Raw genomic sequence first — 16,976 nt, 5'->3', positions numbered from 1 at the left:
CCGCTCGGCGGTGGGCAGGCCCTGTGATGTAGGTGGTGGGCGGGTCCGCTAGCGGACCGCGTTGTTGAACCGCGAGGTGCGGACGAAGGTGAGGGCGGCGACGCCCAGCAGCGGCAGGACCGTGACCTGCAGCAGTCCGGCCTGGCTCCAGCCGAAGGAGTCCACCAGGGCGGCGAAGAGCAGGCCCGAGAACGCCGCCGGTCCGTAGTAGCTGGTGACGAAGAGACCGGAGGCGCGTCCGATCATGTCGGGGCGGACGGCCCGCTGCATCGTGCTGTTGGTGTTGGGGTAGATGAAACCCAGCCCGAAGGCGCCCATGAGGAAGGCGAACACGCACTGCACCCCCACAGAGGCATGCGTCTGGTAGATGCACACGCCGATGGCGGAGACGGCCAGCAGGCTCAGGATCAGCAGGTTGCGCTGGTTGAAGCGGTCGCCGAGCCAGCCGCCGAACACGGCCGTCATGCCGCCGAACCCGAGGAGGCTCATGGCCAGTGCGGCCTGTCCGGCGGAGTAGTGCAGCGAGGTGATGAGGTATGTCGGGTAGAGGCCGAGGAACCCGTAGAGGGCGACACCGCTGACGACCGAGTGGACGGCCAGCGCGGTGGTGTTGCGGTTGTAGGCGGAGGCCGGCATGTACTCGTAGGTCCTGGTCGAGGCGACCTTCTCGACGGAGTGCTCGGTCAGGCCGGTTTTCACGAGGAACAGGGCGACGGCGGCGATCAGCAGCCCGGCCGTGCCGAACAGGTAGAAGGGCGAGTGCCAGGTGCCGTGCGCGCTCATGAGCCGGACGCCGATGAGCGGGGCGATGAACACGCCGACCGAGTAGCCCACGCCGATGAAGCCGAAGGCGAGGCCGCGACGGTGGGCGAAGAAGGCGCCGAGCGCCGCGAAGATGGCGGCGGACTGCATGCCCTCGCCGAAGCCGGAGACGATCCGGTACACGCTCATGTCGGCGAATCCGGTGGCCAGGGGCGTGGCCATCGTGCCCAGGGAGTAGATCACGATGCTGGCCAGCAGCACGGTCTTGCGGCGGAAACGGTCCAGCAGGTAGCCCGCGGGCAGGCCGGCCAGGGCCATGCCGAGGGTGAAGTTCGTCGCCAGCAGTCCGCCCTGCTCCAGCGAGAACCCGTACTCCGCACGGATGTTCGGCAGCAGGGGCGGGAAGACCTGCCGATCCATCGCGTTGACCATGTAGGAGAGGACGATCAGCAGAAAGCCCATCCCGATCATCGGGCGTGAAATGGGCGGTCGGCTGCTTTCCTGTGTTTCGCCGGCGGGCACCGCACCGGTGTCGACTTGCGCTGCTTGAGTCATAGCGGCTCCTGAGGAGGAATGGGCCACGGCAGGCCGCGGCGAATCCATCGCCGTACGGGGCCGTACGGCGACGACGAGAAGCGGTGAGCTGAACACGGACTCGAGACGGCGACGGCGATGCCGTCGTCGCCGGCGGAATGGGGGGCGACGTACTGCCGCGCGGTCGGACGCCGCATGCGGAATTCAGCCGTGTATCGCCCGCCGGGGACGTCCGTGGCTATGGCGTCTTCGACAGCCGGACCTCGTGTGGACACTTATCCGTCACACACAGTCGGCGCTGGCAGAAACCATGAGGGGGAAGTCTCCGGCGCGTCAAGATGTGAAGAGGGTATTTCTTCGTCGGTCCTGCCCTTGCCCGTGAGGAGCGGGTTCCATCACTCCCGATGCGCGCTGCCGGACGGGCGCCGGGGATGGGTGTGCGCCGCACTCTTGACGTGTCGAAGGCGGTGAATGCTATCGTTAGCATCACGTGGCTGTGACAAAGTGATCAGACGTGCCCCGGTATCTCGCGACCCGTTCCAGGGGGCGTACGGCGGCGCCTGCCCGACCACAAGTCGGCGAGCGCCTGCACCACCCGACCCGAGCTCAGCGACCTTCTCCACCCCCGCCCCTGGCGGCCGTCGGCCATCGGACACGCCGGCTACCGCCCTTGCGGGCGGCGATCAGACCCGCTCACCGGATGCGACCGGGCGTGACGCCCGGCCGTCCGCCGCGGCCGTACGACTCTGCGAGGACTACCTGCCATGAATCCACCGAGCCGCCCCGGCACCGTGCTGCTCACCGACCACGCCTGGCCCGACGACCGCGTCGAGCGATCGATCATCGAGGAGGCGGGCCACACCCTGGTGACCGGCCCGGCCGATCCCGCCTCCGCCGAGGCGATCGAAGAACTGGTGGCCGAGCACCGGCCCGCCGGAATCCTGACCTGCTGGGCCCCGGTCTCCGCGACCGCGATCAGCGCCTCGCCGGATCTGCGGATCGTGGCCCGGCTCGGTGTCGGCCTCGACAACATCGCCGTGGACACCGCCACCGAGCACGGTGTGTGGGTCACCAACGTGCCGGACTACTGCGTCGAAGAGGTCTCCGACCACGCCGTCGGCATGGCCTTGGCCTGGACGCGTGGCCTGGCCCTGTCCGACCGGGAGGTCCGTGCGGGCCGCTGGAACCCCGCCGGCGCCCGGTTGCGCCGGCTGTCGACGCTGACCTGCGGAGTCGTCGGATACGGACGCATCGGACGCGCCACCGCCCGCAAGCTCGGCGCGTTCGGCAGTCGGATCCTGGCTCATGACCCGTACCCGCCGAAGGACGCCCCCGGAGTGGAGATGGTCGGTCTGGAGGAGCTGCTGCGCCGCAGCGACGTGGTGATCCTCCACGTGCCGCTCACCGCGGACACGCACCACATCGTCGGCGCCGAGCAGTTGGCGCTGATGAAGCCGGGTGGCCTGCTGGTCAACGTCAGCCGGGGCGGCCTGGTGGACACCGACGCGGTGATCAAGGCGCTGGAGGGCGGGCACCTGGACGGCGCCGCGTTCGACGTACTGGAGAGCGAACCGCACGTCCCCACCGCACTGCTGGACCAGCCGGGCGCGCTCCTCACCCCGCACATCGCCTTCTCCTCCGACGCCTCGGTCACGGAGCTGCGCCGCCGCGCGGCGGAGGAAGTCGTACGGATCCTGGCGGGCGGGACACCGGCCCACGCCTGCAACGCGCCCCACGGTCTGCCCACCGGGCAGGGGGACCGGCGATGAGCCGGCCCCCCGCGCAGGCGACCCCGGAACCCGCGCTGACCGACTTCCTCACCGCCCACGGGCTCGCCGCGCCCGGCGAAGCGGCACGCTGGACTCCGCTGGCCGGCGGCGTCTCGTCCGACCTGTGGCGAGTGGACCTGCCGGGACGTTCCCTCTGTGTCAAACGTGCCCTGGCCAAGCTGAAGGTCGCTGCCGACTGGCAGGCGCCGGTGTCGCGCAACGCCTACGAATGGGCGTGGATGCGGTTCGCGTCCCGGCACCGCCCGGACAGTGTGCCCGAACTGCTGGCCCACGACCCCGAAGCCGGCGTCTTCGCGATGGCGTTCCTGCCGCCCGAGCGGTACCCGATGTGGAAGGCACAGCTGCTGGACGGCGAGGTGCGGGTGCCGACCGCGGCCGCCGTCGGAGAACTCCTCGGCGCCCTGCACGCGGCCGGCGCGGGCGACGCCGACCTTGCCGCGGAGTTCGCCACCGACGACAACTTCCACGCGCTGCGCATCGAGCCGTACCTCCTGGCCACCGCCGCCGCGCACCCCGCCCTGGGCGACATCCTCCAGGGCCTCGCCGACCGCACGGCCGGCACGCACCTGGCTCTGGTGCACGGCGACGTCAGCCCGAAGAACATCCTCGTCGGACCGTCCGGGCCCGTGCTGCTGGACGCCGAGTGCGCCTGGTACGGAGACCCGGCCTTCGACCTGGCCTTCTGCGTCAACCATCTGCTGCTCAAGGCTCTGGTGGTGCCCGCGCGCAGGGAGGAACTCCTGCGATCCGCCCGCGTGTTGGCCGAGGCCTACGGCCGGTGCGTCGACTGGGAGCCGCGGCCGGCCCTCGAAGCACGGGCCGCGTCACTGCTGCCCGCGCTGCTGCTCGCACGCGTGGACGGCAAGTCGCCGGTGGAGTACCTCACGGACGCTCGACACCGGCAGCTCGTCCGCACGGCGGCATCCGCCCTGCTGCGGGCACCCGCCCCCACGACGGCGGACGCCGTGGTCGCCTGGGCGACCGCGCTCGAAGCCCCGACCGGGGCCGACAGCAACCGACCCGACTGACCCGACCGAGGAGAGACGGACATGCGCAGAGTCGTCACCGGCCACGACGAGAACGGCAGGTCGATCGTCGTCAGCGACGGCCCCGTCCCTCGCAGCCGGGAGTTCACCAGCCTGCCGGGCTGGGTGTCCCGGCTGCCGTGGGCCACCGACCCCGGCGAACCGGTCAGCCCGACCGGGGAGGACCCCACGCCCAAGGTCACCAGCCTGCTCCCGGCGCCCGGCGGCACACGGTTCGTCGTCCTGACCTTCCCGCCGGACACCGCGATGGCCGACCCGACCTTCGACCCCGTCGCCTTCGACCACGAGCAGCGCGCAGACTCGCCCGGCATCGCCGACCTCATGGAGCCCGACGGCATGCACACGACGCCCACGGTGGACTACGGCATCGTGCTCCAGGGCGAGATCGTCCTCGAACTCGACGACGGCCACCGCACCCACCTCTCGACCGGGGACATCGTGATCCAGAACGGCACGCGCCACGGCTGGCGCAACCACGGCGACCAACCGGTCACGATGGCCTTCGTCCTCGTCGGCGCGGAACACGACGCCTGACGCGGCGGAGTCCGCGGACGACGCGGCAGCCGTGGTTCTTTCGCCCTGCGCAAGGGCGACTCCTATGCAACGGTGCCGGTCGATCCGGAGGCTCACGGCCCGGTCGACGTCCATCAGATGGATCCACGATTCTGTCTGCGTGGACGGCGAGAGCGACCCGCTGAACGTGGACGGACGCCATCGCGACGAAAGGAATCTCGAATTTCTTCATGCTCCGGGCCGTGCGCGCCGACGGCAGCGTGGTGGGCAGGTACGTGTGGGACCGCGTCGCGCAGGATCGCGTCTCGGGCCCGGCCCGCCGAGCGGATCCCCGCGAGTTCGCGGTCAGCCCCGTTCCCCTGTCCCTGATCCATGGTGCAAAGTCGCCGTCGACCCTCGGCGTACTCCCGTTGCTTCGTCTCCGGCCTGTTCGTCGGGCCGAACGAGCAGCCGACGAACGAGACTTGTGCAGGGTCGGCGAGCACGTGGTCAGAACCAGTGCAGGCAGTGCGGGGAGCGCTCGGCGCGGAAGAGGGCGTCGGCGAGGGTGGCCGCGCCCGGGCGGTGGGCCCTGATGTGTCCGGCACGCACGAGCGTGCTCGGGGCGGTGCCGCCGAGGTAGACGGAGCCCAGGTCGCGCACGTCCAGGGACAGGTCGGGCTCTCGGTCCGTCGGGACGCAGTCGGCCTTGCCGTCCCGGACGGTCAGCAGGTAACGGTCGTGTTCGCCGAGGAACGGGTCGTCGACGTCGAGGACGAGCTCGCCGTCCGTGAACCAGCCGCGCGCGGTCAGAGCACGCGGGACGTCCAGCAGCCGCACCCAGAGCCAGTCCATGTCGCCGCTCACCTCGCCGGCGCGGAAGTCCGCGAACTGCCAGCGCAGCGGGTGCCCGGGCGGGACGTGCTTGAACACGACCTGAGAGACCAGGTCGTGTCCGAGTACGAACAGGGCCAGGGCCGTGAAGACGGCGTCGTCGGTGGCGACGGTCTCGTCGACCGTCAGGGTGCCGGACTCGATCGAGTAGCTGGCGTACCCGTCCGGGACGCCGTCGGCATCCCGGTGGACGGCGACGTAGCGCGGCGCCGGCGAGATCGGGGGCTGCCCCGCGCGCAACGCCCACCAGCGGTGCGGCCGGGACAGCGCGCCGGCCTGGGCGCGGCGGTACCGGTCGTAGACCGCTTCCAGAATCTCGCCGCACTCGGCCCGACGCAGCACGTCGACCGAGCTGTTGTCCGAGCCGGTCGCTGGTGCCTGGGCCACTGCGCGTGCCCGGGGAACGGCGAGGGCGGCCCTGTGGCGCGGCACCGTCAGCCGCGCCGTGTAGGTCGCCGGTCCGTAGCCGAACCTGCCGTAGATCGAGGCCTCGGAGGACAGCAGTACGGAGAGGATCTCCCCGCCGGCCCGCAGCTCGGTGAGCTGATGCCGCATCATTTTCCTGAGCACGCCCTGGCGCCGGTGCGAGGGCAGGACGCCGACGGCGGTCACCCCGGCGGCCGGGACGAGGGCCTCACCGGGCAGGGTGAGCTCGAAGGAGTGCGTGGCGGCGGTGCCGACGGGCCGCCCGTCCACCGTCAGGGCGAGCAGGCAGCGGTCCGTTTCGAGGGCCGACCACCAGAGCCCGCCGCCCTCGACCGGGGTTTCCGGGAAGAGCCCGAACGCGGCATGGACGGTGTCGACGAAGACGTCGAGATCCTTGTCGGTAGTGGAACGAATCTCCATTGCCGCCGCTGCCTCCTCGAATACCGCCACCACAACTCGTGGTGTCCGGCCACAGTGCAGCGTTGACCCGCAGCCGGGGCAAGCGAATTACGGCCGGGCCCGCGGCCGCCGCCCCGTGTGGACGCCGACATGCGATCGCGGCGTACAGGTCGGCCTTGGACGTCGGTGGCACCCCGGGCCCCTCGTCTGCTCAGCTCGGAGCGGGCGGTGCGGAGCGACGGTGAATCCGACGGGGGTGGAGCCGGTGCGGCATCGTGGACATCGTCCGTCGGCTGACGTCGGTATGGGCCACGACGATCGCACGGGCGCCCTCGGCTTCCGAGCGCCTGCTGTCCTGGGGTGAACCGCATCCCCGACCGCATCGGTGTCGTCACCGCTCTTCCCGCTCGGCGCGGCCGTCGCTTCCGGCCCGGGTCTTCGGCTTCCCGGCAACTCTGCGCGAGATGGCGGTTCGGTGAGCAGTGTGTGACAGGCGTTCACCAGCCCGGATCCTGGGGATGTGACGTGCGTCACATGAGCTTTGCTCCTGTGAAGGCTGCGGTGCTTGAGTGTCGGGTGCGGCGGGGGAGGGGGCGTTGTTCGCCCGGGGTGAGCTCAAATGCCGTACGGCGCACCGCATGTGTCGATCCGTCAGATCACTGGACAGTGGCTTGATGTGCGCGATGCGGCAGTGGGCTGTTCGCTGAAGTGGTGCTCGCATTGTGAACGTTCTGTGGATGTCACAGGTGAATTTTGTGTTGCCTGTGTGCCGAGAGAGGTCGTTTCGGCCCTAGATTTCGCCGTGTAAACCGCGAACATCGAACATTTCGCCCATGTGTTTGGGCAATGCTCCGACTGGGGGGTCTGGGTACGTGTCGAGCTTCTTCGACGATTTCTGGTCATGGATAGTCACGGCGACCGCCGAGACGTCATGGCGCGAGGTGATGCCACTGGGCATCGCAGGCGTCTTCGTCTGGGGGCTGTGGCTCTATCGGGCGGTGCTCTCCCGGTTCGCCAAGCCCGTCGTGAACAACTACCGGACCACGGTGTCGGTGGTGGTTCCGGCGTACCGCGAGGACGCGGACATCCTGGTGGACTGCCTGGACACCTGGCTGGGCCAGGATCCCACCGAGGTCATCATCGTCCCGGACGTGGAGGACAAGGAGGTTCTGCACCGGCTGGCGCAGGTGCAGGATCCCCGCGTCCGGGTGCTGGCGTTCGAGCACCGCGGCAAGCGGTCGGCGCTGGGTGTGGGCATCCGCGCCGCGACGAGCGAACTCATAGTGCTGGTGGACTCGGACACCCGCTGGGAGCCGGGCCTGCTGGCCGCCGTCCAGATGCCGTTCGTCGACCCCGCGGTCGGCGGCGTCGGCACCCAGCAGAACGTCTACCAGCGCCGGACCAGCATCTGGCGGCGCGTCGCCGACTGGCTGGTCAACCTTCGCTACTACGACTACGTCCCCGCCATGGGGCGGGCGGGTGCCGTGGCCTGCCTGTCCGGCCGTACGGCGGCCTATCGGCGGGCCGCGATCGAGCCCGTGCTGGAGAACCTGGAGAACGAGTTCTTCCTGGGCCGACGCTGTGTAGCCGGCGACGACGGACGGTTGACCTGGCTGGTGCTGGCATCCGGTTACAAGACCGTGCACCAGTCCTCCGCGCGGGCGATGTCGATGTTCCCTTCCTCGTTCCGCGCCTTCGTCAAGCAGCGGGTGCGCTGGAGCCGGAACTCCTACCGCTGCTATCTGACCGCCCTGTACAAGGGCTGGCTCTGGAGAGTCCCTCTGGTCACCAAGATCACCGTGCTGCAGATCCTGCTGACGCCGGTCACGATGGGCATGGCGCTCGGGTATCTGCTCTTCAGCCGCCTGGAACTGACCGGCCGCGGCGTGGTCCTGGTGCTGATCTGGCTCCTCGTGGGACGCGGCATCCGCGGATACTCCCATCTGCGCAGACATCCGCAAGAGGTGTTGTTGCTGCCGGTGCTGGCACTCGTCGTCATCATGATCTCGTTGCCGATCAAGCTGTTCGCCTTCGTCACCATGAACAAGCAGGGCTGGCTGACCCGCACCAGCGACAGCGTCGGCGGCGAGGGACAGAACTCGGCGTCCCTCGGCGGCGCGACCCGGACCGCCACGGCCTCGTGGCCGGAGGTGCAGCAGTCATGACGCGTCATCACCTTTCCTCCGTCGGCTCCGCACTGCGGATGCTTCGGGCCGGCGCGGTCGTGCTGTCCCTCGCCGCCGGTCTTGTCCTCCTCTCGGCAGCCGGCGCCCCGGCCGCCGACGGAGACGACAAGCAGCAGGTCAACGCCACGGACGCGGAGAACGAGACCGCGCTCGTAGCCGCGGAGGACCACCGCCTGGACCAGGTCCGCGCCGTTGCCGCAGTCGCCCCCCTCAAGGGCGGTCAGTGGAAGGCGCCGTACCGACTGGACACCGGCAGCGGCTACACCCTGGTCCTCACCCAGCGCAGCAACGCCTACACCGTCTCGGACCTGCTGGAGCTGGCCCCGCAGACGTTCGTCCGCGAGCGGGACGGTTCCTACCTGCTGACCGAGAACCTCTATCTCAACGCCGGGGCCAAGCTGAAGCTGTCCAACCCCGGCGGGCTGACCCTGCGGATGGCCAGCAGCAACAAGGGCTTCGTGAGCATCGTGTCCTTCGGCGGCCGGCTCACCCTGGAGGGCACCCCGCAGGCGCCCATGCGGATCACCGCCTGGGACGACAAGAAGAACAAGCCGGACACGGACGTGAGGGACGGCCGGGCCTACATCCGTGCCATCGGCGGCCAGTTCTCCATGACGTACGCCAAGGTCAGCGACCTCGGCTTCTGGAGCGGTCGCACCGGCGGCCTGAGCCTCACCGGCACCGACCGCCCCGACACCGGCAACATCAAGGACTCGAAGGCGTCCTCGGACTCGGACGCGGGCAGCGGGGACGTGGTGGCCCAGCCCTCCGGATCGCTGGCCACGCCGGACACCCGGTTCTCGGTGCCCAGCCTCTCGTACGTCTCGGCGGAGATCGGGCACTCCACCCTCACGGGCAACGCCTACGGCATGTTCATCTCCGGCGCCAACGGGGTCAGCATCAGCGACAGCACGGTGCAGAAGAGCCTCGAACACGGTGTGGTCCTGCACCGGTTCGTCACCAACGCGGTGGTCGAGCGGACCGTCTCCAAGGACAACGGCGGCGACGGGTTCGTGCTGGCCCGTGCCACCGAGCAGGTCAGGATCAGTGGCTCCACGGCCTCCGGCAACGGCGGCAACGGCTTCACACTCAGCGGCCGGCCGCTCGCGAGCGGTCCCTCGGCCTCGGGCGAGTCCATCAGCAGTTACGGATCCAACTCCGTGTCCGACAGCACCGCCAAGGACAACGGCCACTACGGCATCGAGGTCTTCGGCGGCACGGACGTCGGCGTGCAGAACAACCGTGTCGAGGGCGGCGACATGGGCATCGTGGCCCGCAAGGACGCCACCAAGGTGGCCATCACCGGAAACCACCTCAGCGGCCAGTCGAGACAGGGCATCTCGGTGCGCGACGGCGTGACCGCCGCGACGATCACCGGCAACATCGTCGAAAGCACCGACACCGGCATCTACGTACGGGACTCGGTCGCCGAGATACGCGGCAACACCGTCCAGGACGGCACCAATCACGGGATCAGCCTCGTCGGGGCGGTCGACAAGTCCCTCGTCTCCTACAACGTCATCTCGGGGGTGGGCCCGAGCGCCGTGGACACCACCCGCGCCCACGGCCGCATCACCGTCAAGCAGAACCAGACGTTCGCCTGGCACGACACCAGTTCCTTCTGGATCAAGTTCCGGCACTACGCCAGTCCCATGACGCTGCTCTGGGCGGGCATGCTGCTGCTCATCCTGTTCTCCGCGGTGCTGGGCGGACGCCAGAGCCGCCGTGGCCGCCGACGCGTCGGACGAGGAATCCTGGGCGTCCACCCCTACGACGACAAGAGGCCGCTGGCCGGCGCCGTCAGAGAGGTCCCCGTCCGTCAGGCGCCTCAGCCGGGCTGGTTCACCAAGGACGACGAGGAGACCACCACTCTGCGCGCGCTGACTCCCCAGTCCGCCCAGGCGGGCAACCCGCCCCGCTGACCTCTGGCCCCTACACCCCATGCCGACTGCCCGACCGGACGGACCGGAGCTACCGCCCATGTCATCCACGCCGACCACACCGTCGACCCCGCCGCCCACCCCGGGGGGCAGCCGCTTCCGGCAGGCGGCCGTCTGGCTGTCCGCCGGCGCGTTCCTGCTCGCCCTGGCCGCGCTCGTCGTAGCGGTGGCGGGCGGCGGCGGGGAGGACCCGAAGGAGACGGCCGGGGCCACCACGGCCGGTCCCAGGGCCTCGGCCACCGAGGCGCCCTCGACCGGAGCCGCCCCGTCGGCCCTGCCCACCCGGTCGGCCACCCCCAAGGCCCCGACCTCGCAGGCCACCAGCGGCTCAGTACCCGACTCCGCGGTCACGTGCCCGGCCGCCTCCGTCAAGGTGAGCGACGCCGCCACCCTGGAGCAGGCACTCTCCCAGGCCCAACCCGGAGACAGCATCTCCCTGGCCAACGGCACCTACGCGGGCAACTTCACCGCCGAGACCTCCGGCACGGCCGCGAAGCCGATCTTCCTGTGCGGAGGTTCCGCAGCGGTCGTCGACGGCGGCGGCGCCGACGACGGCTACGCCTTCCACCTGAACCACGTCAGCTACTGGAGGCTGGTCGGCTTCACCGTCCGCAACGCACAGAAGGGCGTGATGGCGGACGGCGTGGTGGGCACCGTCATCCAGGGCCTCACCGTCGAACAGATCGGCGACGAGGGCATCCACCTGCGCGACTTCAGCTCGGACAACATGATCCGGGGCAACACCGTCCGCACCACCGGGCTACGCCGCGAGAAGTACGGCGAAGGCATCTACATCGGCACCGCCAAATCCAACTGGTGCACCGTGAGTGACTGCAAGACGGACACCAGCGACCGCAACGTGGTACTCGGCAACCACATCAGCGACACCACCGCGGAGTCCATCGACATCAAGGAAGGCACCAGCGACGGCAAGGTCATCGACAACACCTTCGACGGATCGAAACTGAGCAGCTCCCACAACAACGACTCCTGGGTCGACGTGAAGGGCAACGGCTGGCTGCTCCAGGGCAACACGGGGAGCCACTCCCCTCAAGACGGCTTCCAGACCCACCAGATCGTCAGCGGCTGGGGCACCGGCAACACCTTCCGGGGCAACACCGCGAACGTGGACGGCCCCGGCTACGGCTTCCACCTCACGTCCGACGGCAACAAAGTCACCTGCGACAACAAGGCGAACGACGCGGCCGAGGGCCTCGCCAACGTCGACTGCGCCTCCTGACCACACCCTTCCCCAACGGTTCCGCAGGCCGCCACCGGCCCATGCGGCGGGCCGACATGCCCGCACACACCTCTGGAGACCACCGTGACCACTTCGGACGACACCCACACAAACGCGCCCCGCCTCACCGTCATAGGCACCGGCTACCTCGGTGCCACCCACGCCATCTGCATGGCCGTCCTGGGCTTCGACGTCCTCGGCGTGGACGTCGACCCGGTCAAGATCCAGCGGCTGAACTCGGGCGAGGTGCCCTTCTTCGAGCCCGGCCTCCCGGAACTGCTCGCGAAGGCCCTCGACACCGGTCGGCTGCGGTTCACCACGAGCTTCGCCGAGGCCGGCGAATTCGGCGACATCCACTTCGTCTGCGTGGGCACGCCCCAACAGCAGGGCTCGCACGCGGCGGACATGCGCTACGTCGACAGCGCGGTGGGAGAACTCGCCCAGCACCTGCGCAGACGCACCCTGGTGGTCGGCAAGTCCACCGTCCCGGTGGGCACCGCCGCCCGGCTCACGGACCTCGTCCAGCGCACGGCGCCGGCCGGGACGGACGTCGAACTCGCCTGGAACCCGGAGTTCCTGCGCGAGGGCTACGCCGTCGACGACACCCTGCGCCCCGACCGCCTGGTCTTCGGCACGGCGTCGCAGTGGGCCGAGGGGCAGCTGCGCGCCGCCTTCGCCCCGGTGATCGCCCAGGGCACCCCGGTGGTCGTCACCGATCTGCCCACCGCCGAACTGGTCAAGGTCGCCGCCAACTCCTTCCTCGCCACCAAGATCTCCTACATCAACGCCATGGCGGAGGTCTGCGAGGCGACCGGCGCCGACGTCACCGGCCTCGCGACCGCGCTGGCCTACGACGACCGGATCGGCGGCCGGTTCCTCAAGCCCGGTCTCGGCTTCGGCGGCGGCTGCCTGCCCAAGGACATCCGGGCCTTCAGCCATCGCGCCGAGGAACTCGGCGTCGGCCAGGCCGTCGCCTTCCTGCGCGAGGTCGACGCCATCAACCAGCGGCGCCGGGCCCGCACGGTGGACCTGGTCCGCGAGCTGGTCGGCGGCGAGCTGGCCGGCGCCCGGGTGACCGCGCTGGGCGCGGCCTTCAAGCCCAACTCCGACGACATCCGCGACGCTCCGGCGCTGGACGTGGCCAGAACCCTGCACCGCTCCGGTGCCCAGGTGACCGTCGTCGACCCCGCGGCCACCGAGAACGCCCGGCGCGCCTACCCGGACCTGACCTACGGCACAGACGTGCTCGGCGCGGCCGCCGGGGCGGACGTCGTGGTGCTGCTCACCGAGTGGTCCGAGTTCCGGGAGATCGAACCGCACGCCCTGGGCGCGGTCGTGTCCCGGCGCCGGATCGTCGACGGGCGGCACGCCCTCGACCCCGCACAGTGGCGCGGCGCAGGCTGGGAGTACCGCGCGCTGGGCCGACCCTGATCGCACGCCCGGTAGGCGGTGTTGCCCGCCAAGCCGGGCGTGGCCATGGCCACGGCCCGGCCCGGCCCGTCGGCGTCACCATTCGTGTGGCCTGAGAAGTCGTTGCTTCCCGGGCTGGAAGGCCGGGTTTCCGCTCGTCGGGCGTAGGGCGGGAAGTCCCCGTGGGCGTCAGTGGCCTGTTGTCGTCTCGCTCCCCGGGAGGTCGTGGATGCCATCGGTGGTCGGACTGTCGGAACAGCGTGCGCCGGGTGCTCGCCGTCGCGTGGACGGGCTGCGGGAGGACGCCGACCGCGTCCAGGCCGGGCACCGGCACCACTGGCCGGACCGGAACGACGACAGCCACTGAGCCGGCGGGGCCGTGCGTCAGAGCCGGCGGACCCGGCACCCGGGGTAATTCGCTTGAACGGGTGTCGGGTTGACATACAGGCTGTGGCGGTGATTCCCGAGCCGGCCCCTGGCTATCTGAGCTGGGACGAGGCGGACCCCGACCGTCATCCCTTCGACAACGCGTCCGCGACGCAGGTGGTGCACTCGCTCGGGCCGGCCCGGCGAGTGCCACGCCGCCCCGACGTTCCCATCGCCGAACCGGCGATCAGTGCCTGGAGCTGGGACGAGGCCAGGCTCTGGGCCGACGCCATGTCGTATGCCCTCGTCCAACGCTACGGCCGCTGGGCCGTGGGCTGGCGCTGGGCGCACGACGAAGGCGACTTCGACGGAGGGCCGGTCGGAAACTGGTGTTGCCCGCGGCACTCGATCACCGCCCCGGACGAGACCCTCGCCCGTGTCGTCGCGGCGCTGTGCGAGTGGCGCGGGTGGCTGGAGTCGCTGGCCGGATGGTTCGAGGCGTACCCGCTGGAGCTGGCGGACGTCGAGGATCAGCGGATCCTGTGGGAGCGCGCCGCCCGGAACCTGATCCTGCAGGTGGTCGACCGTACCGGGTGCGGTAGCGGCTGGCACGGGCACTGCCGTCAGGTGCTCACCTGGTTCCTCAGCCGCTGGCAGGTCGCACCCGACGTCGCGGGGGAACTGGTCGACGAGGCGATCGGCGGGCGGTTCCGGAGCTGGACCGGCCCCGACACCGTGCTGGTGGACGATGTCGCGGAGCGGCTCGCGCTGTCGCTGCGGCCGGGCGACGCCGCACAGTCCACCGAGCCCGTACCGGACCACCTGGAGCGCTGGCTCGCGGTGCGCGAGGCCGTGCCGTGGCAGGAGGGCCCGGACGGCGGCTCGGACGGGCCGGTGACCCCCTCGCGCGACGGCGCGGCGGAGGACATCCGCTTGTTCGACGCCGTCGTGGATCCCGCCCGCGCGGAGGGACTGCTCGCTGCCCTGGAGCTGATGCGGGCCGACGCGGCGCGCGGTGCCCGGCTCGATTTCGAACTGCTCCGCGGCTGGCAGCAGCACGTCCTTCACACACCGCAGCCGCCGGCGTTCCGCAGCCTGCCCGCCTTCGCCAAGAGGGGCCGGGAACGCTACGGCATCGGCCCGAACACCCGCGACCGCCTCGATGCCTGCCTGGCCGAGAGCGCAACGGACGGCGGGCGGCCCCTCCCCCTGACCGCCCGCGCCGCGCGCGCCTATCTCGACGTCTGCTTCTTCCATCCCTTCGACGACGGCAACGCCCGGTCCGCCTTCCTCACCCTCCTCTTCGTCCTCGCCCGCGAGGGCGTCGCGCTCAACGGAGTCGGCCTGCTCCGTCGCATCACCTTCCGAGCAGGCGACCCCCAGGACGCGCTGATCCTCGCCCGGTACGTCGACGGCTGCCTTGCGGAGACCCGACGCAGCGCCTCCCTCGGATCCCAGGACGGGGCTACGGGCGGCAGGCGGCGCGACTCTCGCGAAGGCACGGCCGAGCAAGGCAGGTCCAGTGGGAGTGGACCCGGGCTGAGCTGAGCAGCTCGGTCGGCGAGCGCGCCGCGAACCTGACGCTCGATCACCTTGCCTGTGACGCAAGCACGTTGCTCGGCCACTGTGCACGTAGGTTGGCCGCTTGAGCAATCGTCAGGACTTGTGGGCAGCGATGGTCTCCCCTGGTCGTGAATCGCCGTCAGGCAGTACGGCCCGCAACGGTCCGGATTCAGTGAGACAGGCTGCCCCGCGGCGCTGCCCGGCATCAGCGAGAGCGGGCGGAGTGCGGTCGGTGCAGGGCGGGTTGAGGTTGGTGCGCGCCCCCTTCGTCCTGCCGGACGGGCTGCGCCCGTTTCGCCACCGCTTGCCGGTGCGGTAGTTGATCCCGACGATCCGGCACGCTTCGTAGCCGGTGAGGCCCCGGTCCATGAGCCGGAAGTGTTCCTCCCGCTCACGGACCAGCTGCCCACGGCCTTGGGCCACCGTCCGCACCTTGCGGATCTCGAACTCCATCGCGCCCCGTGAACCGGGGTGTTGCGACATCATCGAGACCGGTACGGTACTGGCTCCTACCGACTCGTCACCGCCCGCGCCCACACGGACCGACAGCCGGCCACGCCCTTCGCGCACTGACCCAGAGTCCGCCAACCCGGCATGATGCAGGCATGATCACTGTCCATCTGAAATACGAGATCGACGCCGACAAGCTCGCGGAATTCGAGGAGTACGGTCGCCGCTGGGTCCGGCTCGTCACCCGTTTCGGCGGGACGCACCACGGCTACTTCCTGCCGAGTGAGGGCGACAGCGACATCGCCTACGCGCTGTTCTCCTTTCCCAGCCTGGCCGCGTACGAGCAGTACCGCACGGACAGCATGTCCGACACGGAGTGCCAGGAGGCGTTCGAACTGGCCCGTGCCACCCGCTGCATCAAGCGCTACGAGCGCCGCTTCCTTCGACCGCTCGACGCCGTGTCCTAGGCCGGCGGAAGGCGAGGGGCGGTTCTGTCGCGCGGCGGTGCGCAGTGCTGAGATGGCGGCCGTGGTCGTCGGGTTCGCGGTCTCGGTGTGACGCGTCGCGGCGAACAGCAGACGCAGGATCGGGCGGTCCTCGATGGGCGCGGTACGGATTCCGGGTGCGGCCGGGTCGATGGCGGTCCGGGGGGACGAGCACGGTGGCGAGGCCGGCCCGTGCGAGGGTGAGCTGGATGGCGATGGCGGCGGTGACGTAGCGCGCCGTGGGACGTTCGTAGTCGATCGGAGTCTTGATCCCGCAAACGCTGTGCAGCCGCGGGCATGTTGAGCGAGATCGATGACCGTCGCCAAGGACAGTTTGCCCTCGCCCGTGTCGATCTCGGTGAGATCGCGGCACCAGACGAGGCGGGCTGTGCGTGGGTGCCGACCCGGCCGAGGTCGCCGAGCCGGCAGGGAACAGCGTGGAGGTCCTCGTGTCCCTGTACGCGAAGTGTCTCTATGACCCGCGCGTCGCAGGGCTCAGTATTGCTCGGTCTCCACGAAACCCGCGTCCGCGTCGCTGTCCACACCGATGGCGGCGGCGGTCGGGTCGAATCCGACCGGGCTGTCCTTGAGGCCCAAGCCCATGCCGGCGAGCTTTTCCTTGACCTCGTCGATGGACTTCGCACCGAAGTTGCGGATGTCCAGCAGGTCGGCCTCGGAGCGGGCCACGAGCTCGCCCACGGAGTGGACGCCCTCGCGCTTGAGGCAGTTGTACGAACGGACGGTGAGATCCAGCTCCTCGATCGGCATGACCAGATCGGCGGCGAGGGCGGCGTCCACCGGGGTCGGGCCCATGTCGATGCCCTCGGCGTCGATGTTGAGCTCGCGGGCGAGCCCGAACAGCTCGACCAGCGTCTTGCCGGCGGAGGCCATGGCGTCGCGCGGACGCATCGCCTGCTTGGTCTCGACGTCGACGATCAGCTTGTCGAAGTCGGTGCGCTGCTCGACACGGGTCGCCTCGACCTTGTACGTGAC

14 protein-coding genes and 1 pseudogene are annotated in these 16,976 nt (G+C 70.2%); 11 read left to right on the top strand and 4 right to left on the bottom strand.

The window, feature by feature from the left end; all coding sequences use genetic code 11:
* Nucleotides 1-48 precede the first annotated feature (48 nt).
* Complete coding sequence (locus tag AB0J04_RS41925) at nt 49-1,224, bottom strand: MFS transporter (protein WP_363173954.1); 1,176 nt, start codon at nt 1,222-1,224, stop codon at nt 49-51.
* Between the two features lie 836 nt (nt 1,225-2,060).
* Between AB0J04_RS41925 and AB0J04_RS41920 the strand changes: the two genes are divergently transcribed.
* From AB0J04_RS41920 to AB0J04_RS41910, 3 genes are read left to right on the top strand one after another with little or no spacing between them, the layout of a single operon-like run.
* Nucleotides 2,061-3,065: a C-terminal binding protein gene (locus AB0J04_RS41920; protein ID WP_363173953.1), complete on the top strand. Its 1,005-nt coding sequence runs from the start codon at nt 2,061-2,063 to the stop codon at nt 3,063-3,065.
* Nucleotides 3,062-4,114, top strand: a complete 1,053-nt coding sequence (locus AB0J04_RS41915) for an aminoglycoside phosphotransferase family protein (protein ID WP_363173952.1) — start codon at nt 3,062-3,064, stop codon at nt 4,112-4,114. The genes AB0J04_RS41920 and AB0J04_RS41915 overlap by 4 nt, the downstream gene beginning before the upstream one ends.
* Before the next feature lie 21 nt (nt 4,115-4,135).
* Nucleotides 4,136-4,666 (top strand): cupin domain-containing protein, encoded by a 531-nt coding sequence (locus AB0J04_RS41910; protein WP_363173951.1) that lies wholly within the window; start codon nt 4,136-4,138, stop codon nt 4,664-4,666.
* A gap of 468 nt (nt 4,667-5,134) precedes the next feature.
* Here AB0J04_RS41910 and AB0J04_RS41905 read toward each other — a convergent pair whose 3' ends face one another.
* Nucleotides 5,135-6,364, bottom strand: a complete 1,230-nt coding sequence (locus tag AB0J04_RS41905; RefSeq protein ID WP_363173950.1) for a GNAT family N-acetyltransferase — start codon at nt 6,362-6,364, stop codon at nt 5,135-5,137.
* An 851-nt stretch (nt 6,365-7,215) separates the two neighbouring features.
* Here AB0J04_RS41905 and AB0J04_RS41900 point away from each other — a divergent pair.
* The 6 genes from AB0J04_RS41900 (at nt 7,216) to AB0J04_RS41875 (ending at nt 15,033) form a co-directional block, all read left to right on the top strand.
* Complete coding sequence (locus AB0J04_RS41900; RefSeq protein WP_363173949.1) at nt 7,216-8,508, top strand: glycosyltransferase family 2 protein; 1,293 nt, start codon at nt 7,216-7,218, stop codon at nt 8,506-8,508.
* Nucleotides 8,505-10,451, top strand: coding sequence for a right-handed parallel beta-helix repeat-containing protein (locus tag AB0J04_RS41895; RefSeq protein ID WP_363173948.1), 1,947 nt, complete (start codon nt 8,505-8,507; stop codon nt 10,449-10,451). The genes AB0J04_RS41900 and AB0J04_RS41895 overlap by 4 nt, the downstream gene beginning before the upstream one ends.
* A gap of 58 nt (nt 10,452-10,509) precedes the next feature.
* Nucleotides 10,510-11,709, top strand: a complete 1,200-nt coding sequence (locus AB0J04_RS41890) for a hypothetical protein (RefSeq protein WP_363173947.1) — start codon at nt 10,510-10,512, stop codon at nt 11,707-11,709.
* An 84-nt stretch (nt 11,710-11,793) separates the two neighbouring features.
* Entirely contained in the window at nt 11,794-13,140 is a 1,347-nt protein-coding gene (locus AB0J04_RS41885) for a UDP-glucose/GDP-mannose dehydrogenase family protein (RefSeq protein WP_363173946.1), read from the top strand.
* Between the two features lie 208 nt (nt 13,141-13,348).
* On the top strand, nt 13,349-13,486 hold the full coding sequence (locus AB0J04_RS41880) for a hypothetical protein (RefSeq protein WP_363173956.1): 138 nt from the start codon (nt 13,349-13,351) through the stop codon (nt 13,484-13,486).
* 89 nt (nt 13,487-13,575) lie between these two features.
* The gene (locus tag AB0J04_RS41875) at nt 13,576-15,033 is read left to right on the top strand and encodes a Fic family protein (protein ID WP_363173955.1); all 1,458 of its coding nucleotides are present in this window, start codon (nt 13,576-13,578) and stop codon (nt 15,031-15,033) included.
* 108 nt (nt 15,034-15,141) lie between these two features.
* Here the strand turns inward: AB0J04_RS41875 and AB0J04_RS41870 are convergent, their stop codons facing one another.
* Nucleotides 15,142-15,534 (bottom strand): hypothetical protein, encoded by a 393-nt coding sequence (locus AB0J04_RS41870; RefSeq protein WP_363173945.1) that lies wholly within the window; start codon nt 15,532-15,534, stop codon nt 15,142-15,144.
* A gap of 119 nt (nt 15,535-15,653) precedes the next feature.
* On the opposite strand from AB0J04_RS41870, the gene AB0J04_RS41865 reads away from it, so the two are divergent.
* Together AB0J04_RS41865 and AB0J04_RS41860 are read left to right on the top strand one after the other, a co-directional pair.
* Nucleotides 15,654-15,965, top strand: a complete 312-nt coding sequence (locus tag AB0J04_RS41865; RefSeq protein ID WP_363173944.1) for an NIPSNAP family protein — start codon at nt 15,654-15,656, stop codon at nt 15,963-15,965.
* 413 nt (nt 15,966-16,378) lie between these two features.
* A pseudogene (locus AB0J04_RS41860) lies at nt 16,379-16,573 on the top strand (hypothetical protein); the annotation flags it as partial.
* Here AB0J04_RS41860 and AB0J04_RS41855 read toward each other — a convergent pair.
* On the bottom strand, nt 16,479-16,976 hold a 498-nt coding region (locus AB0J04_RS41855), incomplete at its 5' end, for a DNA-directed RNA polymerase subunit alpha C-terminal domain-containing protein (protein WP_363173943.1). The pseudogene AB0J04_RS41860 and the gene AB0J04_RS41855 overlap by 95 nt on opposite strands.

Source organism: Streptomyces sp. NPDC050263 (assembly GCF_040655955.1).
GTDB lineage: Bacteria > Actinomycetota > Actinomycetes > Streptomycetales > Streptomycetaceae > Streptomyces.
Note: the sequence above shows the minus strand (reverse complement) of the source record. Positions and strands in the feature narration are given on the sequence as shown.

Coding starts and splice junctions, on each gene's coding strand:
- AB0J04_RS41865 (WP_363173944.1), top strand. CDS start 15,654: ATGATCACTGTCCATCTGAAATACGAGATCGACGCCGACAAGCTCGCG.
- AB0J04_RS41895 (WP_363173948.1), top strand. CDS start 8,505: ATGACGCGTCATCACCTTTCCTCCGTCGGCTCCGCACTGCGGATGCTT.
- AB0J04_RS41915 (WP_363173952.1), top strand. CDS start 3,062: ATGAGCCGGCCCCCCGCGCAGGCGACCCCGGAACCCGCGCTGACCGAC.
- AB0J04_RS41910 (WP_363173951.1), top strand. CDS start 4,136: ATGCGCAGAGTCGTCACCGGCCACGACGAGAACGGCAGGTCGATCGTC.
- AB0J04_RS41905 (WP_363173950.1), bottom strand. CDS start 6,364: ATGGAGATTCGTTCCACTACCGACAAGGATCTCGACGTCTTCGTCGAC.
- AB0J04_RS41870 (WP_363173945.1), bottom strand. CDS start 15,534: ATGATGTCGCAACACCCCGGTTCACGGGGCGCGATGGAGTTCGAGATC.
- AB0J04_RS41925 (WP_363173954.1), bottom strand. CDS start 1,224: ATGGGCTTTCTGCTGATCGTCCTCTCCTACATGGTCAACGCGATGGAT.
- AB0J04_RS41920 (WP_363173953.1), top strand. CDS start 2,061: ATGAATCCACCGAGCCGCCCCGGCACCGTGCTGCTCACCGACCACGCC.
- AB0J04_RS41890 (WP_363173947.1), top strand. CDS start 10,510: ATGTCATCCACGCCGACCACACCGTCGACCCCGCCGCCCACCCCGGGG.
- AB0J04_RS41880 (WP_363173956.1), top strand. CDS start 13,349: ATGCCATCGGTGGTCGGACTGTCGGAACAGCGTGCGCCGGGTGCTCGC.